Genomic DNA, 20787 nt, shown 5'->3' with positions numbered 1-20787 from the left:
TTATAGTGTGAAATCATTTATTTTATATTCCATAAATTTTCTATTTCTTCTAAAGTTTTCTCTTTTGTTTTGGGTACTAATTTTAGTACAAAAAAGATTCTTATCAAATTCATAGAACCATATAACCCATAAGTAACCTAGTATTAATTTCTCTGTTAAAAAAAATTATCATCCATTATTGGAAAAGTTAACGACACTAAGTAATTTACTATCCATTACATTGCAACAGCAATGTAGAAGCGCCATTCATATATCTTGAATTAGAAAAACAATTGGCTGTTCCTCAAATCAATTTAATTCTAGATTTATTTTTCTTTTCTTTAATATAATCTGTTATCATTAAAATTTCCATACCATATACAAATGAAAAAGCAATACCTTCTAATGAACTCCCAATATCATATCCAATATAGTATATTGCTATTTTTTTGATAGTATTTTTTTATTTATATAATTTTAAACACTTAATATTAAGATATTACAAAATTATATTGTTGTAAAAATACTTTTATAGAGAGGATTTTGAATAGCACATTTGAAGCATTATCTAAAACAAATGTTGTATAGAGTTAACTAAACACTTTAATACTATTTATTAACACTAAATTTGATTTCTATTTTAGAAGTAAACTATTTAAAAAACAATTGATTATTTTTAATTTAATTTAAAAAAATGAAAGACATAGAAACAAGAGAAGATATTTTATTAATCATGAGAAAGTTTTATGATAAGCTTTTAGCAGATGATGCTATTAATTTTTTCTTTACGAAAGTGACTTCTGTGAATCAACATTTGGAAGAACATTTTGAAACATTGGCAACCTTTTGGGAACAATCTTTGTTTTTAAAGGGTGGTTATTTTAATAACATGTTTCAAATTCACAAAGAAGTAAATGAAAAATCTGCTTTTACTAAAGAGCATTTTCAAATTTGGTTAAACCATTTAAACACTACTATTGATGAGTATTTTAAAGGAAAACATGCCGAACAAATGAAAACGCAAGCGCTAAGTATGGCTACAGTAATGCAAATAAAATTTTCGCAATAAAAAAGACTGCCTAATGATGACAGTCTTCCACTAGAAAAATAAAACCAATTGCTTATTATTTTTATTGTTATTAACTAATTCGTTTTTATCTAAAAATAATACCCAATACTCAACTGAATAGCTGATGCTTTTAATTCTACATTTTTAACACTTGTTTTTAAAACTTCAGGAACACTTACTCCATTTGCGTTGTATACAGCATTATTAGCATCTGCATTTTTAGAAAAAGAGGTTAACCCAATATTATAACGAGCGTCAACAAAAAATCCTTTGTTAAATAAATATTGAAGACCTATAGTTCCACTTAAGTTTAAGTCATTTAATTCATAATCATGTGCAACTGTCTCTTGATTATTACCAGATACAAATGTGGTTGTTGAAGCATCCATAGCTGTATCTGAATAATAACTAACTTGTTCTGTAGGATCTGTAATCACCGTTGTTTGATATGAATTTGCAGATAAAAAATAATCTAACTGAGGTCCAACTTGTACACTTAAATTTTTATACACTATATACTGAAATAAAACTGGCAAACTAAGGTTTGAAATTTTCACTTCTTGTGTAGAAGAAAAATTTACATCATCTATACTAACGCTATTTGTGTTTTCCGATTTTCCTTGTCCAAAATAAAGTTCTGGTTGAAGATTCCATTTTTCATTAAGTGGAATAGTAACTAATCCTCCTACTAAAAAGCCAGCTCCCATTTTAATATCTCTATCTTTATTAGCAATAGTAACTAAATTAAGGCCTGCTTTAGCTCCAAATTTAAATTCTTGTCCGTTTGCAAGTGTTGTTACAAAACATAAAATTGTGATAATTTTTTTCATTTGATTATTTTTAAAATTTCATATCAAAAATAAATCAAGGTATATTCTTTTTGAAATCTTAACTTCCGAATGAAACCTTTCGACTTCTGAAAAGAAAAAGCGACTTCTACAAGTCGCTTTAATAAACAAAATATCTAAAAACTATAAAAATTACTCTTTAATTATTCTTTTCTTTACCTCTATTCCCGTGGTTGTTTTCGCTTTTAAAATATATAATCCTGAAGCTAAATTTGACATATCTATTCTATTATCTACTACTGCAATTTTCATTTTTTGACCTGAATAATTATATAATTCTACACTTTCTATTTCTGCATCAAATTGAATAGTTATTATGTCTTTTACTGGATTTGGATACAAAATAAAAGAAGAAGCATCTGGAAAAACGGTTGAATTTAAAGTTGCACAATTATCGCTATAACTAGTCGTTATGTCTTTTATCCAACTACCATTTGTTGGTGGTGTAAATCCGTTATCAATTTGGATACAAGTTAAATTTGGGTTATTTGATGCATCAAGACCAGATATAAATGCATTAGTACCATTTGCTAAATTCAAACTATTTAATTGATTGTTCTGACAACTTACATATAGTAAATCATTATTTTGGCTAAAATCTAAAGTAGTTATCTGATTACCATAACAATATAATGCCTGCAAATTTGAATTTGTAGCAACATCTAAAACACTTATTGAATTAGTATGACAATACAACTCTAATAAAGAAACATTTGTTGAAACATCAAGGTTTGTTAATAGGTTTGTATGACAGTATATTCCTTGTAATGCTGTATTATTTGAAAGATCTATTGAAGTTAGTTGATTAGTATAACAAGATAAAACTTCTAGATTAACGTTTTGACTTATGTCTAAAGATGTCAATTGGTTTAAACCACAGTTCAAGGTAATTAAGGCTGTATTTTGAGTTAGATTAATATTTGTAAGTTGATTACTCGCGCATATCAAAGCTGTTAAACTAGTAAAAGCTTCAATACCTGTTAAATCGGAAATATTTAGTCCAGAACAATTAATGGTAGTGGCAAAAGCAGCTGCTTCGCTACATTGAATTTCTGTATCTCCGTTTGTATTTATATTTGTATCACCAACTAAATAATTTTTAAAATTAGTATCTGGAATATTTACTAAACAAGCATTTGGCTGAGCCAATTTTACTATATAACCATCATCGCCCACAGAGCCAGAGTTACTTACTGTATCATTTCCTAAAGTTGGGTCTAAATCAATACTTGAACCAGCAGCATATCCAGATACAAAAACATTATAATTAGGATCTATTGAAATACCCCAAGCATCGTCATTACCAGAACCTCTAATAGTTCCTCCCCAATTATAAACACCTGCATCATCAAAGCTTACTACATAAGCATCTTTACCACCAGTACTAATAAAATAATCATTAGCTGCAGCTTGAGGGTTTAAATATACTTGAGCTGTAAAAGTTCCAGTTGCATATACTTTTTCAGGAGTTCCTTTTACGGTAAGCCCTGTACCTCTAGTATCGGAACCCGAACCTGCAATTCCTCTAATTGGTCTTGCCCATACAAATGTGGAACTAGAAGTATATTTTGCAATAAAAGAATCAATAGTACCTACTCGATTAATTACATCTCCACCACCTGAACCTGTTGTGTTAAAATCTGCTTGTGTACCTGAGAAATATCCTGTAACATAAATATTATTATTGGCTGTAGCCACATCATAAACACCATCATTAGAAGCTGAACCTAATGATCTTGCCCAAGAAAAAGTACCATCTGAAGCGTTCAATACCTGAATGAATCCTGTACTATAGGAATTACTATTACTATATAAAAGGGTACTTGCTGCACCTGGATCAAAATCAACCGATGTTCCTACAAATGTTCCAGCCGTAACTACTTTATTATCATCTGTAAGTGTAATACCATAAGGAATTTCATCGTAACCTGCTCCTGTCTTATTTGACCAAATTATTTCACCACTAGTATTATATTTCGCTACAAAAAAATCATAGTTTGCACTCGAACCAGAACGAGTTAAAGTGGTCCATGTTGAATTAAATCCTCCGAGAGTAGCCGATGCAGTATTAAAAAAGCCAGTTGTATAAACATTTCCTAAATTGTCTATAGTAATTCCTAAAAATCCTTCTGTTCCTCCACCTGAAAGATCCAAAACCCATTCTAATGTTCCTGAAGCATCTATTTTTAACAAAAACCCATCATAACCACCGTTACTAGAAAAACCTCCAAAACCTGTGAAAGTAACTGTATTTTGAAAACGTCCTCCTACATACACATTATTGTTATTGTCAATACTAATTCTAGAACCAAAATCTATTCCTGTTCCTCCATAAGTTTTCACCCAACTAAAAGATCCTGTTGCATCTAACTTTAAAATAAAAATATCCCTTCCTCCAGAAGCAGTTGCTGTCTGATTAAATGCTCCTGCTCCAGGATCAAAATCTACTGTTCCAGAATATTCACCCGTTAAATAAACATTTCCATTTGTATCTACTGCATTGTCATAAACATAGATATTCATATTATTTCCTATCAATTTCCCCCATTCGTAGGAAGGTATTTGTGCGTTCATTGTAAGGAAAATAAAAAGTGAGATAAATAGTAATACTTTTTTCATAATTAATTATTTAGAATTTTAAATCAAAAGTAGAGGTAGGATATGACAATTTTAAATACCAACTTCTGAATGATTTATTTGGGCTTCTAAATAGAAAAACGACTCAAGAGTCGCTTTCAAATTAAACTAAAGAGCAACAAACTATTCTTTCATCACCTTGCTAGTCAAAACTTTACCTACACTTGTTGTTGCTTTTATCAAATAATGTCCTTTAGGTAATTCAGACATATCGATATTCTCATTTTCTTGAGGAAGAATCATTTTTTGCCCTGTAAGATTATAAATAGCAATTTCATATAATAATTCTTCTGATTCCACCTTTAATATATTTTTTACTGGATTAGGATAAAAAATCAAAGTATTAGAGATATCAAAAATTGAATTTGACAAAGTGGGTTGCGTTAATTTTGTGATAAAAATATCACTACTCCCATTAACATTACCTGTTATTAATTGGTCTCCTGCGTAAGGAAGCGGGTTTAAATCCATTTGAGTAGCAGAAAAGTGTCCAGCAATCAAAATATTGTAATTATCATCCACATTGATACCCCAAGCATCGTCATTATTATTACTATTGGTAAATGATGTTCCCCAACTGTAGTCTCCATTAGAATCTAATCTAACAAGAAAGATATCGCTAGTTCCTGCAGTACTTCCATAATTAGGTACACTAACCACAGTTGCGGAAGGGTCTAAATCCAATCCACCAAAACTATTATAAGTTCCAATAACATAGATATTACCTAAGTTATCGACATCTATACCGCTTCCTTGTTCATTCGTTCCTGAACCAATTCCTTGAAAAGATTTAACCCATTGATAATTCCCTGCAATATCATATTTAGCAACAAACGCATCAAATCCTGAGCCCCCATTTGAATTAGCAATAACTCCAGAGCTGAAATTAGCAGATGTTCCTGCAAATTTTCCAGTAACATAAACATTATTAGAGTTGTCAAAAGTAGCATCATAAGATGCACAAGCCGCAGTAGAATTACCAAAAGCTTTTGCAAAAATAAAACCTGCAGAAGAATCAAGTACATATAGGAAACCAGAATCGGCATTTCCAATAGAGCTTAAGTTGTAAATGGTAGATCCAGCTGTATCAAAATCGATTATCCCTCTAAAATAACCAGAAACTACTATTTTAGTCTCATCATCAGAGAGTTTCACACTATAACCAATATCATTAGAATTGTCTCCAAATTTATAAGCCCAAAGTGTAGCGCCTGTGCTGGATAACTTTATTAATAAAAAATCATAAAATCCTTGCGCTGAATTACCAAAATTAGATACTGTACCTGGTCCTAATTCAACGGTACCTCCTTTATAACTAGCCGTCGCATACACATTACCATTACTATCTACATCTATGCCAACAAAAAAGTCGGTACTTGCACTAGCTACTTTTTTATACCAAATTGGCTGTCCATTGTTGTCCATTTTTAATAAAAAACCATCATAATCACCTGCGCTAGTCACAGATCCAACAGGAGCAAACGAGATCGCATTTTGAAATCTTCCACCTACATACACATTTTGGAAATCATCTACAACTACTCTAGAAATTAAATCCAATCCAGTTCCTCCAAAGGTTTTAACCCAAACAAAGTTTCCTTGAGAATCTAATTTTAAGACGAAAGAATCATTTTGTCCTGCTGAAGTTACATTTTGAACGCCAGTTGCGTCAGGGTCAAAATCGATGGTGCCTACAAATTCACCAACAAGGTAAACGTTCCCACTAGAATCGAAAGCATTATCCCAAACTTTAACATCGTTTAAACCTCCAATATGTTTTCCCCAATCAAAAGTAGGAGTTTGAGCAAACATAGTAACTGTAATAAATAATGCAAATAGTAAACTTTTTTTCATAATCGACTAAATTTAATTTTTCTTCAAAAATAATCTGTTATGAATACCATTAAAAGCCCCAACTTCTGAATGGTATATTTGAACTTCTAAAACATTATCAATATAATAGCACAAAAGCAAAGAGTCCTATAAAAGCATACAAAAAGAAAAGAGTAATCTCGAGTCGGTTTTCTTCTAAAAATTTTCGCATAAGCATTTATATTGGTTAATTTAATGAGCTTATTATTTTCATCAATTCCTCTCTCTTTTCTTTTGAGACAGGTACTAAAAAATTATTTTCCATTTCAAGATAAGTTCCTTCTTTCTTTACTAATTTTTGTAAATACTGAAGGTTTACCAAATAGGAACGATGTGGTTTATAAAACATTTCCTTATTATCCAATAAATCTGTAAAATACTTCAATGGTTTACTTATCAATAGCTTTTTATTGTTTTTCAAATAAAATTTCGAATACATTCCATCTGCTTCGCAAAAATAAATGTCTTCTAGTTTAACAAACAAAACACCATCTTCAACTGGTAATGCCAATTTATTAAATTTTTCTGATGATAAAGCCTGTTTTAATTCTGTTAAGCGTTGTTGCAGTTGATTTTGCTCTAATGATTTTTTAGCTTTTTCAACTGCTTCTTTAACTTTATTGGGACGAAGTGGTTTTAATAAATAATCTATAGCAGAAAATTCGAAAGCTTGAATGGCATAATCACTATATGCTGTTGTAAAAATGATTTCAAAATCGACTTCTTCAATATTTAGAAAATCAAACAATTGCAAACCTGAATGATTGGGCATTTCTATATCAAGAAATAGTATATTAATAGGTTCTTTTTTTATGATTTCGATGCCTTTCAATAAATTTTCAGCTTGAAAAATGGTTTCGATTTCCAAACAATATTCGCTGATAATGGTGTGCAAAAGCGATCTTGCTTTACTTTCGTCATCTATAATTAATACTTTCATGATTTCTCACTTTAATTTTTACTTTGAAATTGGTATCGTAATTATAACTTTTGTTCCTAATGCTTTTTCGTTTTCATCATATAAATCTTCAATAATAAGACCTATCTTATTTCCAATATTTTGATTTAAAAGTTGTAATCTATTATTACTTGCTTCTGTCGCAAAGGATTTGTGCTTTCTGTTTTTATTAATTTCCTGACTTGCTTTTCTCCCTATACCATTATCGATAATTTCACATTTTAAGATTATAGGACTTTCTAATGAAAAATGAATTATAATTTTTTTCTTGCCTTCTTTATGCAATAAACCGTGCTTAATGGCATTTTCAACAAAAGGTTGAATTAAAAAAGAAGGAATCTCTAATGCGTCTACATCTATATTTTTCTTATAGTTCACTTCATAATCAAAATCGTTTTCAAAGCGTATTTTTTCTAGTTTTAAATATAACTCTAATGTTTCGATTTCATCTCTAAGACTAATATAATCTTCTTGACTATATTGCAAATAACTTCGCATTAAATCGGCAAAATCACCTAAATAGTTTGATGCTAGTTCTTTTTTATTTTGCAAAATGAATTCTTGAATACTGTTTAATGCGTTAAACATAAAATGTGGATTCATTTGCGATTTTAAGGCAGTAAGTTTTGATTTGTTTAATTCTTGAATATATTTTTCTTTCTCAATTTCTTCATTTTTCTTACGAATCAAATAACGAATTCTCATTCGATAATAAATAATAAAACTCAAGAATACTAAAAAAATCATTCCAACAATAAATTGCCATTTTTTCCAAAAGACGGTTTCGACTTCAAAAGAAAATGTTTCAATTTGATTAGAAATTATAGAATCATCTTTTAACTTTACCTTAAATTGATATTTCCCTGCAGGTAACTTAGTATATTTTACTTTATTGTTATAAAAATCTGTTGTGTACCAATTCTCATCATAACCTTCTAATTGGTATACATATTTTAAATTTCTTTTATCTTTATGTGTAACAGATAGTAACGAAAACTCAATATTATTTTCTTCAGAGGATAAGTATTCTCTATCAGTAATTTTTTTAAATCCATTAATCAGTACATTATTTATCTGAATGTTTGGCAACTTTTTAGCTTCCGTTAAATCATCAAAACTAAACTTCTGAATGCCTTTTGAAGTAATTATGTAAATTTGGTTTTCCAAAACTTCAAAATCAAAAATAGCATTTGAAAGTAATCCTTCTGATTTAGTAAAATTTTTGAATGTTTTATTTAATAAATCATAGCGTTGTAATCCTTCATTTGTGGATGCATATACAAATCCATTATCATAAATTAATTTAAGAACATTATTTGAAAGAAGTTCATTTTTTATTGTAATTTTTTTTACAAGTTTATCCTTTTCAAAAATTAAAATACCACTAGAAGAAGCTACCCAAATTTGATTCTCAACAGCAATAATACTGGTAGTAAAAACCGCTTGATTATCTACTTTTACTTTCTTAAACTCTTTTTTACTTACTGTTTCTAATCCTGTTGAAGAACCTATCCAAAAAGTTTCATTCTTTTCATCATTAAATATTGCATAACTTCTTACCTTATAATCTAATTGCCTAGAATTAAGCTTTTCCTCTAAATTAAAGAAACCTGCACGAGTTACATAATAAATGGAATCAGAATAACTATTTTGGAAAATATCATATTTATTAAAGTTATTTGCTACAAGAAATTTAAAGTTATTTCCAGCATAAACTTCATTATTAACAAAAAACAAATTTGCTTTTGGTAAATATTTTAAATACTCAATCTTTCTAGTATTTTGTAGCTCAAGTTTTATTTCATCCTTATTAAGCTGATAAATTGCTCCTTTTGTTCCTCCAAAATAGATTTTATCATCCTTTTTAGTAACTTTTTTTAAATCGTCTTTTTCTAATAATTCATTGTTTGTATAATCAATTACATTTAAATTAGGGATTAAAACAATGCCTTTTCCAAATGTACAAAACCAGAAATTCCCTTCAGAATCTTCCAAATAAGATGAAATAAAATAATCTTTAAACAATAATTTATTATTGTAAAGTGCTTTACCTTTGGAATCAAAGCAATAAACCCCATTTTTAGAACTCGTTATCCAAATTAAATCATGATTTTTAGATACTAATCCTGTATAAAGAATAGATTTATCATTACTAACATTAAAATTAATAGGATAAAAAATTTCGTTTTTTTTAATTAATGCCTTAGCTTCTAAATTTACAAATAAACCAATATTTCCATTTTGAAGTATTTCTGGTTTCATTAAATTCTTAGAAATAAGCTGTAAATTATCTTTCTCCACTTTAACTTTACCATTATAATAACTATATAATCTTCGATCATGATAAAAATACAAATACTGATTTTTATCTTTTACAATTTGACAAGCTGTTGATTTATCTAAATCGAAAATAACTTCAAAATTTGATTTATCTTTAACTCTTAATAAACTCGCTACTGAAACAATAAGATTGTTTTCATTATCAAAATTTATATAAATTAGACTTGAAATATATTCTTTTGGTATTTGCCAATACAACTCAAGTTTATTTTCTTTGATTCTAAAAATTTGTCCACTTAAATTATAACAATAAATAAGTCCATTATTGTCTTTTGTTAAGCCAAAAAGAGATAAATCTTTTACTATATCACTTTTTATTAAAGTAAAATATAACCCATCATAATGGTACAAACCATTGTTAGTAGAAATCCAAATTGTGTTATCAATATCTTGAATAATACTATAGATATTTATGCCTGCTAATTCATCCTCTCCAATAATTATATGAGAAGGTTGTTGAGCAAAGCAAAAAGACGTTAAGAATAAGAAAAATATTATTTTTATTTTCATTCAAGATATATTAACTCAAAAATACAGTTTTGTATCATTATTTAGAAAGATAAACTTTTAAAATAGTCATTTGAGTTTCTGAAAAGTCTCTCTTTGTTTTTAGCAAGTATTTAATCTGACAAAATTAAAAGCTATAATTAGTTCTGAAATTAAGAATATCTCATTTTTAAAACCAAAAATTATTAATTTATCAATAAATTGAAATAAATATTCATTTTTAATCTTTTGTTGAGAAATAATCAATAATTTCGTTATGTTAACCCAAAAATAAACCTATGAATGTAAAAATAACTGGCTCTGGATGTTATATTCCAACGGAAGTCGTATCTAATATAGATTTTGCAAAACATGTTTTTTTAAATGATGATGGAACTCCATTTCCACATCCTAATGATGTTGTTGCTCAAAAATTTCTTGAAATTACAGGAATACAAGAAAGAAGATATGTGACTAATGATTTAAACACTTCAGATATAGCAGCTTTAGCAGCAAAAAGAGCAATTAAAGATGCTAATATAGACCCAGAGACATTAGATTATATTATTTTCGCACACAATTTTGGAAATGTAAAAAAAGGAGCCATTCAAGCGGATACTTTACCAAGTTTAGCAGCAAGAGTAAAATTTGATTTACGAATTAAAAACCCTAAATGTGTAGCATATGATATGCTATTCGGTTGTCCAGGTTGGATTGAAGGAGTTATTCAAGCAAAAGCTTTTATTCAATCAGGAATGGCAAAAAAATGTTTAGTAATTGGTGCCGAAACTTTATCAAGAGTTGTTGATTTACACGATAGGGATTCTATGATTTATTCAGATGGTGCTGGAGCAACTATAATTGAAGCTACTGATGAAGAAGGTGGTATTTTAGCTCATGAATCGGCAAGTTTTACTTATGATGAAGCTTATTATTTATTTTTTGGTAATTCATTCAATATAACGCATGATCCAAATGTACGCTATATAAAAATGCATGGTCGCAAAATTTATGAGTTTGCTTTAATGAATGTTCCAAAAGCAATGAAAGAATGTTTAGATGCAAGTGGAATTGCCATTAATGAAGTTAAGAAAATATTAATACATCAGGCTAATGAAAAAATGGATGAAGCTATCATTCATCGTTTTTACAAACTTTACAAGCAAACTCCACCAGCTGATGTTATGCCTATGAGCATTCATCGATTAGGTAATTCTAGTGTAGCTACAGTTCCGACTTTATATGATTTACTAGTTAAAGGTGAAATTGAAAACCATAGTTTAAAGAAAGGTGATGTTATTTTATTTGCTTCGGTAGGAGCTGGAATGAATATTAATGCAGTAGCATATAGAATGTAATTTTTTTTTTAAAGATAAAAAGGGAGTTTGCTTATTATTACAAACTCCCTTTTTAGTTAGATTATATAAAGTTTATTCATTTTTAAAAACTTCTCCAGCTTTCATAACAAAAGTAACTTTACCCATAACTTCAATATCTTTTGTTGGATTACCGTCTACGGCAATTATATCAGCAAATTTTCCTTTTTCAATTGTTCCAATAAATTCTGACTGTCCTAATAAATCTGAAGCGTTAATTGTTGCCGTTTTTAGAATTTCCATAAATGGCATACCCACTTCACTCATATAAATAAATTCTTTCCAGTTGTCTCCATGTACAAAAACTCCAGCATCTGTTCCAAAAGCAATTTTAACTCCATATTTATAAGCTCTTTCAAAAGTATTTTGAATTTTTGGTCCAATGGCTAACGCTTTTGGCACTACAATATCTGGATAATAGTTTGGTATTTTTGCGAATTGCCCAACTGCTTTTCCTGCTGTTACTGTTGGTACTAAATAAGTGCCGTGTTCTTTCATTAATTGCATGACCTCTTCACTCATATAAGTGCCATGCTCTATAGAATGTACTCCACCTATGACTGCTCTTCTCATAGCTTCTTCACCATGACAATGAGCTGCCACTTTAAAACCATAATCATTTGCTGTTTTTACAATAGCTTGAATTTCTTCAATAGTAAATTGTGAATTCTCTCCACTTTTAGCCACACTTAAAACACCACCAGAAGCCGTAATTTTAATTAAATCACTTCCATTTTTGTAGCGTTGTCTTACTGCTTTTACACATTCATCAACTCCATTTGCCACACCCGATTCTGGTCCTGGATTACCCATTAAGTCGCTTCGATAACCATTTGTGGGATCAGCATGACCACCAGTTGAAGCAATCGACTTTCCTGCTGTAAATACTCTTGGCCCTTTAACTAAACCAGCATCTATAGCTCTTCTAAGTGAAATATTCACATTCGTTCCTCCTAAATCTCTTACAGTTGTAAATCCTGACAATAAAGTTTTTTCAGCATAACCAATAGAACGATAAGCAATATCTGCTTCATTCATGGTAAATTCTTCCAGATATTGTTTGGCATTAGTTTCATGTTCCAAATGTACATGCATATCAATTAAACCAGGCATAACCGTTTTGGAAGATAAATCAATAAAAGTATCATTTTTACCTAAGGTTACTTTCTTATCTGTTACCTCGTCAATTTTTCCATTAACTACAACAATAGTTCTGTTTTCAAGAATTTTATTGTTTTTGGCATCTACTAATTTTCCACATTTGATAATGATTTTATTTTGAGCAAATAACATAGTGGCTAAAAATAGCAATACAATTGTGCCTGTTTTTCTCATCTTAATTTTTGTTTGATATGGTTAAAAATACAAAAAAACGACTTCATAAAATAATCATTTTAAAAGCATTGAATTCTTTGTAACTTTGCGACCAATCATAAATTTATGAACGAAAGCCGATTTTGTTCTCTCAATACCCTATGTACGAAAAAACATATCCTAATAAACGATTTAGAATTACGTTAGAATTTCTAAAAAAACACATTTCAACATCAGAAACAATTCTGGATTTAGGCGTTCCCAATCCTTTTTCTAAAATAATGGAAGAAAATGGATATAGTGTTATTAATACTAAAGGAGAAGATTTAGACAAGAATCAAAGCACATTAAAAAATGAAGAATATAGCGTTTTTACTGCTTTTGAAATTTTCGAACATTTACTAAATCCTTACACTATTCTTGAAAATGTAAAATGTGATAAAGTGCTTATTTCTATTCCAATGCGTTTATGGTTTTCTAGCGCTTATAGAAGCAAAACCGATAAATGGGACAGACATTACCATGAATTTGAAGATTGGCAACTAGATTGGTTATTAGAAAAAACAGGATTTAAAATTATAGATAGCATTCAATTTACACATCCTGTTAAGAAGGTTGGCTTTAGACCTCTATTGCGTTATTTTACGAATCGATATTATTTGGTTTATGCAGAGAAAGTGAAGAGTAATTAGTAAATAGTGATTAGTAAAAATGAATTATCAAATAATTATTCCAGCTCATAATGAAGAACAATTTATAGGTTTAACCTTAGATTCTTTGGTAAACCAAACTATTTTGCCTTCTAAAATCATTGTGGTAGATGATAATTCTACAGATACTACTTCTCAAATTGTAAAATCATTTACTGAAAAATATACTTTTATTTATTTGGTCGAAAAAAAATCAGATGCCATTCATTTACCTGGAAGCAAAGTAATTCAGGCGTTTCATGAAGGAGAAAAACATATTGATGCTGATTATGATATTCTTGTAAAAGTTGATGCAGATTTAATTTTTCCGACCAATTATTTTGAAACGATAATCGGGCATTTTCAATCAGATGACAGAATAGGAATGGTTGGTGGCTTTGCCTATATAGAAAAAAATGGTGAATGGATTTTAGAAAATTTAACTGATAAAGATCACATACGTGGTGCTTTTAAAGCTTACAGAAAAGCAACTTTTAAAGAAATAGGTGGATTAAAACCAGCCATGGGTTGGGACACAGTAGATGAATTATTATGCAAATTCTACAATTGGAAAGTAGTTACGGACGAAACATTACCTGTAAAACACTTAAAACCTACAGGAGCAAATTACAATAAAGCATCTCGTTACAAACAAGGTGAAGCTTTCTATAGTTTGGGTTATGGCTTTTTTATCACAGCAATTGCTTCTTTAAAATTAGCTTTACGAAAGAAAAAACCATTGCTTTTTTTAGATTATATTAAAGGATTTTGGAAAGCTAAATCTTCAGGAAAAGAGTTATTTGTAACTGATGAACAAGCAAATTTTATAAGAAATTATCGTTGGAAAAAGATGAGGGAAAAATTGTTTTATAAATAATTATAAATAAGAAATCAATTTTCCAATTGACTTATTCACAAATTGACACATTAAATTATTATTTTAGCAGATATTTATAAACCATGATGCTCATTCGTTACTTATCACAAATAGGAAGGTATTTTATTATGCTCAAAGAGGTTTTTAACAAACCCACTAAATGGAGTGTAATGAGACAACTTATTTTTAAAGAGATTGATGATTTAATTATCGATTCCTTAGGAATTGTTTCTTTTATATCATTTTTCGTTGGTGGAGTTGTTGCTATACAAACTGCCTTAAACTTAACCAATCCTTTAATTCCTAAATACTTAATTGGTTTTGCAACTAGACAATCTGTTGTTTTAGAATTTGCCCCAACATTTATTTCGATAATTATGGCTGGGAAAATGGGTTCCTTCATTACATCGAGTATTGGAACCATGCGTGTAACGGAACAAATAGATGCTTTGGAAGTAATGGGTGTAAACTCATTAAATTATTTGGTTTTTCCAAAAATAATTGCGCTTCTATTATATCCTTTTGTAATTGGATTGAGTATGTTTTTAGGCGTTTTTGGTGGTTATATGGCTGGAGTTTATGGTGGTTTTACTTCTAGTGCCGAATTTATACAAGGAATTCAAACCGAATTTATCCCTTTTCATATTGCCTATGCCTTTATAAAAACAATTGTTTTTGCTTTAATACTTGCCACAATTCCTTCTTTTCATGGTTTTTACATGAAAGGTGGTGCTCTTGAAGTAGGAAAAGCAAGTACGGTAGCTTTTGTTTGGACATCTGTTGTTATTATTTTAATGAATTATATTTTAACCCAACTTCTTTTAAGCTCATGATAGCAGTAAAAAACTTAGAAAAAACATTTGGAGACCAAAAAGTTTTAAAAGGCATAACTACTGTTTTTGAAGCTGGAATGACTAATTTAATCATTGGTCAAAGTGGTTCTGGTAAAACAGTCTTTTTAAAATCGTTATTAGGCATTCATACGCCTGAAACAGGAACTATTGAATTTGACGGACGAATATACTCACATTTAACTGATGACGAGAAAAGAGAACTTCGTACTGAAATAGGAATGGTTTTCCAAGGAAGTGCATTATTTGATAGTATGACTGTGGAAGAAAATATTGGTTTTCCTTTAAAAATGTTTACCAAAAAAACTCCTGCAGAAATAAAAGAACGTGTTAATTTTGTAATAGACAGAGTAAACCTCATTAATGCAAACGATAAAAAACCATCAGAAATTTCAGGTGGAATGCAAAAACGTGTAGCAATTGCTAGAGCTATCGTAAATAATCCAAAATATCTATTTTGTGATGAACCAAACTCTGGTCTTGATCCAAAAACTGCTATTGTGATTGATAATCTAATTAGAGAAATTACAGAAGAATACAATATAACAACTGTTATCAATACACACGATATGAATTCTGTGATGGAAATAGGTCAAAAAATTATATTCTTAAAAAACGGCTTGTTGGAATGGGAAGGTTCAAATAAAGAAATTTTCAAAACAGACAACGAAGCAGTGACTGATTTTGTGTATTCCTCAGAGCTATTTAAAAAAGTAAGAAAAATGTACTTAGAAGAAGATGATGTAAAATAAGTTAGAATTATTCCGACTTAACTACAACTTTCTTGTTTTTCATTTTTTGAATTAGCCAATTTTGATATTTGGCTGTTTCTTTGGTAATTTCAGTTTTATTAGTTTTGGAATTCCATTTTAAAACAAAATTAGGAACAGTATCTGTTTTTTTGAAATTAGTAGAAATACGATTATAAAAAGTGATTGAAGTAATATTAGAATTTAAACTTTTAATTTCTTTAGAGACTTCATCAAAAGAAATACTCATCGTAGCGTTTAATTTGTTTTTTAGCTCATAAATTTCTTTGTCTTTATTGACTAATTGTTCTTCTTTTTTGACTAGTAATTGTTGAGTGGTTAAATACGAATTTTCAATTTCACTCAAACGACTTAATGTCTCTTTGTTCTCAACATCTTGCAAAACTTTAAAGCTCACGTTTTCATAACCTAGCTTCTTCATTTTATTCTGAATTTTGTAAATATCTTCATTTTCTAAGCTTTTTCCTAAAACAGCGAACTCAACAATATTGTTTTTATAATTAGAATCAACATCTAAGATACTTATTCCTTTATCTTCTTTTAATTCTAACAACACATTATTCACTTTTTGTTCAAAATCAGATTTTTTGTACAATTGGTAAAACATAAAAACACTTGGTAGAAAAATAAGCAATGCTAAAAATGTTAATCCTTGCGAAATTCTTTTTTTACGAAGTTCATCTGCATATTCTTTAAGAGGAAATTTTAAAAATTTAACTACTACATAAGTAGCTGAAGCAATAAAAATTGTATTGATTGAAAACAAGAAAATAGCACCTCCAAAATAAGCCCAACGTCCTGTTGCTAAACTAAAACCAGCAGTACACAATGGTGGCATTAATGCTGTAGCAATTGCTACTCCAGCTATTGTATTAATTGATTTATTTCTACGACTTAAAGCAATAATTAAAGCCAAACCACCCGATAATGCAATAATTACATCTAAAACATTAGGTGAAGTTCTAGCTAAAAGTTCTGGAGTTTCATTTTTAAATAATGGAATACTAAAAAACAAAAATGATGTTGTTAAACTCAACACAACCATCACTGCAAAATTCTTCAATGACTTTCGTAACAAATCCAAATCATTAATTCCTAAAGAAAGTCCCATTCCTAATATAGGCCCCATTAATGGAGAGATTAACATGGCTCCAATAACAACTGCTGTTGAACTAACATTCAAGCCTGTAGAAGCAATTAAAATGGAGAAAATTAAAATCCATGCGTTTTGACCTTTCATATCAATTCCCGACTTTATGTCTTCAATTGTTGCTAAACGGTCTGTATCAGTCGAAATATCAAAAATTCCTCTAAGAAATAATTTTATCCTTTTCGAGATATCTGCAAATGAATTACTATCTCTCTCCATATATTTTACTTTAATTTGGTAACTATTCTTTTAATATCTTGTTCTTTACTTTTTGGATAAATCAACAAAACATTTTCTTTATCTACCACAATAAAGTCATTAAGACCATCAATAACAACCAGTTTCTTTCCTTCTGTACGAATTATGTTATGAGATGCATTTTCTAAAAACACATCAGCATTTACTACTGCATTGTAATTTTCATCTTTAGGAAGTTTATCATAAAGTGATCCCCAAGTTCCTAAATCGTTCCAATCAAAGGTTGCAGACATTACAAAAACATTTTGTGCTTTTTCTAAAATTGCATAATCAATAGAAATATTTTCAGCTAAAGGGTAATTTTTATGAATAAAATCTTTTTCATTTTCTGTATTATAAGCTTCATAACCATTCAAAAAATGTTGAAACATTTCTGGTTGAAACGCATGAAATGCATCCAAAATAGACTTCACACTCCAAATAAAAATTCCTGCATTCCAAAGAAAATTTCGGCTTTGTATAAATTGACGAGCTGTTGCATAATCAGGCTTTTCTCTAAATTGAACCACTTTTTTTACAGGTCTGCTGTCTAGTTTATCATATTCTATGTAACCATATCCAGTATTCGGAAATGTGGGTAAAATTCCTAAAGTCATTAAATTATCTTGTGATTCACAAAAATCAAATGAACGTTGAATATTAGCTACAAACTGCATTTCGTCATCAATCCAATGATCACTTGGTGCGACTAGAACAACTGCATCTGGATTTTGTTTTTTTATTTTTAGTGATGCATACAAAATACAAGGAGCTGTATTTCGCATCGCTGGTTCTAAAATAATTTGATCTTGTTTAACTAAAGGTAATTGTTCCAAAACAATATTGTTATAACTTTCATTTGTTAAAATCAATATATTCTCTTTAGGTACAATTTGAGAAAGTCTACCAAATGTTTTTTGAATTAAAGTCTCACCTGTTCCTAGCATATCGTGAAATTGCTTTGGAAAATCGGTTGTACTTACTGGCCAAAAACGAGAACCAACTCCTCCAGCCATTAATATTGCATAATAATTTTTATTCATTGTCTGTGTTTAATTTGGTACAACTTCCACTTCAGCATTAGGCTGAAACAAGAACATTCTACCAGTTTGCAACTCTATACATTCATATCTTTTTACACGAAGTGCTATTTTCTTAAAGACTCTTCCGTTATGTATTCTAAAATATGAACCGTAAGGTATTTCAAAGATATAATTTTTGTCTGACTCTTTCTCATCATATTGCTTTAAAGCTAATGATAATGTTGCATCTGTATCACTACTAGCTTTTGGGTTTTTAAAATGCCTTGCTAGTAAAGGTAATAATTGATTAGGAAAAATTTCTGGTCTAATAAAAGGTAGCATCAATTGGCGAAATGTCAATTTCCATTCGTCACCATGAGGTTTAATGTATCTTCCATATTTTTCAAAAGCAACTAAATGAGCTATTTCATGTATTAAAGTAATTAAAAAACGATATTTATTTAAACTTGCATTCACTGTAATTTGATGATATCCATTCGTGTTTTTTCTATAATCACCATGACGAGTTACTCGTTCATTTACAATTTTTAAATGTACATGATTTACTTTGATTAGCTCAAAACAAGATTGAACTGCGTGTTCTGGTAGATATTTTTTTAATGTATCCAATTATAACTTATCAATTTATGGTGTTGTTGATGAAACTTGCAAAACCTTTCCATTATAAAACTTATTCCCTGTTAAAGCAAAATTAAAAATATAATTAGCCATTTCTTTCGCTGAAACAGGAGCTTCATAACCAGGAAATGCTTCTTGTAACATTTCTGTATTTACAGAACCTAATGCCAAAACATTAAATGCAATTCCTTGTTCCTTATATTCTTCTGCTAATAATTCTGAAAGTGTGATAACCGCTCCTTTACTTGAGCTATAGGCTGCTAAACCAGCGAATTTCATACTGCCTTGAATACCTCCCATTGAACTAATTGTTACTACATGACTTCCTTTTTTTAAAAACGGAATACAAATGCGTGTTAGTTCTGCAACTGCAAAGACATTAACTTTATACACTTGCTCAAAGTCTTTTAATGATAAGTTTTCAAAAGGTCTATGTATCAATAAACCAGCATTATGAATAATTATATCTACTTTACTTTTCCAGGATTGGCTTACAAACTTTTCAACTTTTAATAATTCCTCTTCAATAGAAATATCAATATTTAAGCAAGTGATGTTTTCATTTTCTAAAAACTTCTGAGGAATTTTTCTAGAAATCGCAAGAATTTGATGTCCTTCATTAGCAAATTGTAGAGCTAACTCATACCCTATTCCTCGAGATGTTCCAGTTATAATTATATTCTTCATTATTGCTTCATTTGAATTTCCTTCGTTTCTGCATTTATCATAGCTTGTAAAACTGGAATTGTTTTATTAATCACATTTGTCATGTGTTTAGTATCCATTAATTCGAATTCGTCACCTGGTTGATGATAAAATTGGAAATTTTCAAAATCAAAAGTAGAAACCGTTTGAGCTGGAACATCAAATTCTGTAAAAAACGGATAATTATCTGATGCTCTAAACAATTGATACTGTGTTTCTGCTGGAATATAACCAATTAATTTTTCACCAGCATAGTCATTCATTTTTTGAGCCATATTGCTTTTTCCAAAACCTGTTAAATACAACAACATTTCTTCTGTATTCATCTTAACCCCTATCATTTCATAATTAAACATGAAATATAGATTTAAATTTTGTTCTTTTAGTTTTTTAGCCAAATGTTTTGAACCCAACAGACCTTTTTCTTCAGCTGAAAAGAAAGCAAAAATTAAGCTACGTTTATTCGTTTTATTTTTTGCAAAATATTTTACTACTTCAGTTACAGCTGTTGTACCAGATGCATTATCATTAGCTCCATTAGCAATATCATCTCCATTTACCGCATTAATTCTTCCTATATGATCATAATGTGCTCCGATAATAACAAATTCGCTTTTTAGTTTTGGGTCATTACCTTCAATAAAACCAACAATATTATATGCTGGTTTATCCAAATTAGACAATGTATCCTTATATACTTTAAAATAAGGTTTTACTCCATTTTCTTTTAACAAATTCTCTAAATAAATACTTGCTTTTTCAATCCCTTTGCTTCCTGTATCACGCCCTTCTAATTCATCAGATGTTAAAAATTTAAGCGTTTTTGAAACATTTTCTTCTTTTACAAAATCTATTACAGTTACAGTATTAGTAGTTGCAACATTATCGGTTGGTATATTAGAAACAATAGGCTTAGTACTTCCACAAGCAACAAGAAGTAAACTTACAAGAAAAGATATTTTTTTCAT

17 protein-coding genes and 1 pseudogene are annotated in these 20787 nt (G+C 29.4%); 6 read left to right on the top strand and 12 right to left on the bottom strand.

The genetic code is table 11. The features are described 5' to 3' along the window. Window positions 1–17: 17 nt before the first annotated feature. A pseudogene (locus tag ACULEV_RS01880) lies at window positions 18–122 on the bottom strand (hypothetical protein); the annotation flags it as partial. Window positions 123–673: 551 nt separating this feature from the next. Here ACULEV_RS01880 and ACULEV_RS01875 point away from each other — a divergent pair. Beyond that, complete coding sequence (locus ACULEV_RS01875) at window positions 674–1048, top strand: group III truncated hemoglobin (RefSeq protein ID WP_445456992.1); 375 nt, start codon at window positions 674–676, stop codon at window positions 1046–1048. An 89-nt stretch (window positions 1049–1137) separates the two neighbouring features. Here the strand turns inward: ACULEV_RS01875 and ACULEV_RS01870 are convergent, their stop codons facing one another. The 5 genes from ACULEV_RS01870 to ACULEV_RS01850 all read right to left on the bottom strand — a co-directional run bounded on the left by ACULEV_RS01870 (window position 1138) and on the right by ACULEV_RS01850 (window position 10213). After that, window positions 1138–1878, bottom strand: coding sequence for a porin family protein (locus ACULEV_RS01870; RefSeq protein WP_445456991.1), 741 nt, complete (start codon window positions 1876–1878; stop codon window positions 1138–1140). 150 nt (window positions 1879–2028) lie between these two features. Next, window positions 2029–4515, bottom strand: a complete 2487-nt coding sequence (locus tag ACULEV_RS01865; RefSeq protein WP_445456990.1) for a T9SS type A sorting domain-containing protein — start codon at window positions 4513–4515, stop codon at window positions 2029–2031. A 141-nt stretch (window positions 4516–4656) separates the two neighbouring features. After that, window positions 4657–6387 (bottom strand): T9SS type A sorting domain-containing protein, encoded by a 1731-nt coding sequence (locus ACULEV_RS01860; protein ID WP_445456989.1) that lies wholly within the window; start codon window positions 6385–6387, stop codon window positions 4657–4659. 205 nt (window positions 6388–6592) lie between these two features. Further along, complete coding sequence (locus tag ACULEV_RS01855) at window positions 6593–7345, bottom strand: LytR/AlgR family response regulator transcription factor (protein ID WP_445456988.1); 753 nt, start codon at window positions 7343–7345, stop codon at window positions 6593–6595. Between the two features lie 18 nt (window positions 7346–7363). Then, window positions 7364–10213 carry a histidine kinase gene (locus ACULEV_RS01850; protein ID WP_445456987.1) on the bottom strand — a complete coding sequence of 950 codons (2850 nt, stop codon included), beginning with the start codon at window positions 10211–10213 and terminating at the stop codon, window positions 7364–7366. A 275-nt stretch (window positions 10214–10488) separates the two neighbouring features. On the opposite strand from ACULEV_RS01850, the gene ACULEV_RS01845 reads away from it, so the two are divergent. Further along, window positions 10489–11547 carry a 3-oxoacyl-ACP synthase III family protein gene (locus ACULEV_RS01845; RefSeq protein ID WP_445456986.1) on the top strand — a complete coding sequence of 353 codons (1059 nt, stop codon included), beginning with the start codon at window positions 10489–10491 and terminating at the stop codon, window positions 11545–11547. Between the two features lie 72 nt (window positions 11548–11619). Here the strand turns inward: ACULEV_RS01845 and ACULEV_RS01840 are convergent, their stop codons facing one another. After that, a complete protein-coding gene (locus ACULEV_RS01840) occupies window positions 11620–12900 on the bottom strand; it encodes an amidohydrolase family protein (protein WP_445456985.1) in 1281 nt (426 codons plus the stop codon). A 140-nt stretch (window positions 12901–13040) separates the two neighbouring features. Here ACULEV_RS01840 and ACULEV_RS01835 point away from each other — a divergent pair, with 140 nt between their 5' ends. The 4 genes from ACULEV_RS01835 to ACULEV_RS01820 all read left to right on the top strand — a co-directional run bounded on the left by ACULEV_RS01835 (window position 13041) and on the right by ACULEV_RS01820 (window position 16048). Further along, window positions 13041–13571, top strand: coding sequence for a methyltransferase (locus ACULEV_RS01835; protein ID WP_445456984.1), 531 nt, complete (start codon window positions 13041–13043; stop codon window positions 13569–13571). Window positions 13572–13590: 19 nt separating this feature from the next. Further along, entirely contained in the window at window positions 13591–14445 is an 855-nt protein-coding gene (locus tag ACULEV_RS01830; protein WP_445456983.1) for a glycosyltransferase, read from the top strand. Between the two features lie 83 nt (window positions 14446–14528). Beyond that, entirely contained in the window at window positions 14529–15278 is a 750-nt protein-coding gene (locus ACULEV_RS01825; protein WP_445456982.1) for an MlaE family ABC transporter permease, read from the top strand. Next, window positions 15275–16048 carry an ABC transporter ATP-binding protein gene (locus ACULEV_RS01820; RefSeq protein WP_445456981.1) on the top strand — a complete coding sequence of 258 codons (774 nt, stop codon included), beginning with the start codon at window positions 15275–15277 and terminating at the stop codon, window positions 16046–16048. Before ACULEV_RS01825 ends, ACULEV_RS01820 begins: the two co-directional genes overlap by 4 nt. Window positions 16049–16055: 7 nt before the next feature. On the opposite strand, the gene ACULEV_RS01815 is transcribed toward ACULEV_RS01820, so the two are convergent. Genes ACULEV_RS01815 through ACULEV_RS01795 form a run of 5 tightly spaced genes read right to left on the bottom strand, consistent with a single transcriptional unit; the run spans window position 16056 to window position 20787 of the window. Beyond that, window positions 16056–17435 (bottom strand): DUF389 domain-containing protein, encoded by a 1380-nt coding sequence (locus ACULEV_RS01815; protein ID WP_445456980.1) that lies wholly within the window; start codon window positions 17433–17435, stop codon window positions 16056–16058. Window positions 17436–17440: 5 nt separating this feature from the next. Next, window positions 17441–18496 carry a mannose-1-phosphate guanylyltransferase gene (locus ACULEV_RS01810; protein ID WP_445456979.1) on the bottom strand — a complete coding sequence of 352 codons (1056 nt, stop codon included), beginning with the start codon at window positions 18494–18496 and terminating at the stop codon, window positions 17441–17443. A gap of 9 nt (window positions 18497–18505) precedes the next feature. Then, the gene (locus ACULEV_RS01805; RefSeq protein WP_445456978.1) at window positions 18506–19105 is read right to left on the bottom strand and encodes a SprT-like domain-containing protein; all 600 of its coding nucleotides are present in this window, start codon (window positions 19103–19105) and stop codon (window positions 18506–18508) included. Between the two features lie 15 nt (window positions 19106–19120). Continuing rightward, entirely contained in the window at window positions 19121–19801 is a 681-nt protein-coding gene (locus ACULEV_RS01800; protein ID WP_445456977.1) for an SDR family NAD(P)-dependent oxidoreductase, read from the bottom strand. Beyond that, window positions 19801–20787, bottom strand: coding sequence for a M28 family metallopeptidase (locus tag ACULEV_RS01795; RefSeq protein WP_445456976.1), 987 nt, complete (start codon window positions 20785–20787; stop codon window positions 19801–19803). Before ACULEV_RS01795 ends, ACULEV_RS01800 begins: the two co-directional genes overlap by 1 nt.

This window comes from Flavobacterium sp. HNIBRBA15423, from assembly GCF_052655965.1.
This window is presented reverse-complemented; position numbering and strand designations above follow the sequence as displayed.

Excerpts from the sequence above, each read along its gene's own strand:
- ACULEV_RS01825 (WP_445456982.1), top strand. The coding sequence starts at position 14,529 with ATGATGCTCATTCGTTACTTATCACAAATAGGAAGGTATTTTATTATG.
- ACULEV_RS01800 (WP_445456977.1), bottom strand. The coding sequence starts at position 19,801 with ATGAAGAATATAATTATAACTGGAACATCTCGAGGAATAGGGTATGAG.
- ACULEV_RS01865 (WP_445456990.1), bottom strand. The coding sequence starts at position 4,515 with ATGAAAAAAGTATTACTATTTATCTCACTTTTTATTTTCCTTACAATG.
- ACULEV_RS01840 (WP_445456985.1), bottom strand. The coding sequence starts at position 12,900 with ATGAGAAAAACAGGCACAATTGTATTGCTATTTTTAGCCACTATGTTA.
- ACULEV_RS01795 (WP_445456976.1), bottom strand. The coding sequence starts at position 20,787 with ATGAAAAAAATATCTTTTCTTGTAAGTTTACTTCTTGTTGCTTGTGGA.
- ACULEV_RS01875 (WP_445456992.1), top strand. The coding sequence starts at position 674 with ATGAAAGACATAGAAACAAGAGAAGATATTTTATTAATCATGAGAAAG.
- ACULEV_RS01850 (WP_445456987.1), bottom strand. The coding sequence starts at position 10,213 with ATGAAAATAAAAATAATATTTTTCTTATTCTTAACGTCTTTTTGCTTT.
- ACULEV_RS01815 (WP_445456980.1), bottom strand. The coding sequence starts at position 17,435 with ATGGAGAGAGATAGTAATTCATTTGCAGATATCTCGAAAAGGATAAAA.
- ACULEV_RS01870 (WP_445456991.1), bottom strand. The coding sequence starts at position 1,878 with ATGAAAAAAATTATCACAATTTTATGTTTTGTAACAACACTTGCAAAC.
- ACULEV_RS01830 (WP_445456983.1), top strand. The coding sequence starts at position 13,591 with ATGAATTATCAAATAATTATTCCAGCTCATAATGAAGAACAATTTATA.
- ACULEV_RS01855 (WP_445456988.1), bottom strand. The coding sequence starts at position 7,345 with ATGAAAGTATTAATTATAGATGACGAAAGTAAAGCAAGATCGCTTTTG.
- ACULEV_RS01820 (WP_445456981.1), top strand. The coding sequence starts at position 15,275 with ATGATAGCAGTAAAAAACTTAGAAAAAACATTTGGAGACCAAAAAGTT.
- ACULEV_RS01835 (WP_445456984.1), top strand. The coding sequence starts at position 13,041 with ATGTACGAAAAAACATATCCTAATAAACGATTTAGAATTACGTTAGAA.
- ACULEV_RS01810 (WP_445456979.1), bottom strand. The coding sequence starts at position 18,496 with ATGAATAAAAATTATTATGCAATATTAATGGCTGGAGGAGTTGGTTCT.
- ACULEV_RS01860 (WP_445456989.1), bottom strand. The coding sequence starts at position 6,387 with ATGAAAAAAAGTTTACTATTTGCATTATTTATTACAGTTACTATGTTT.
- ACULEV_RS01845 (WP_445456986.1), top strand. The coding sequence starts at position 10,489 with ATGAATGTAAAAATAACTGGCTCTGGATGTTATATTCCAACGGAAGTC.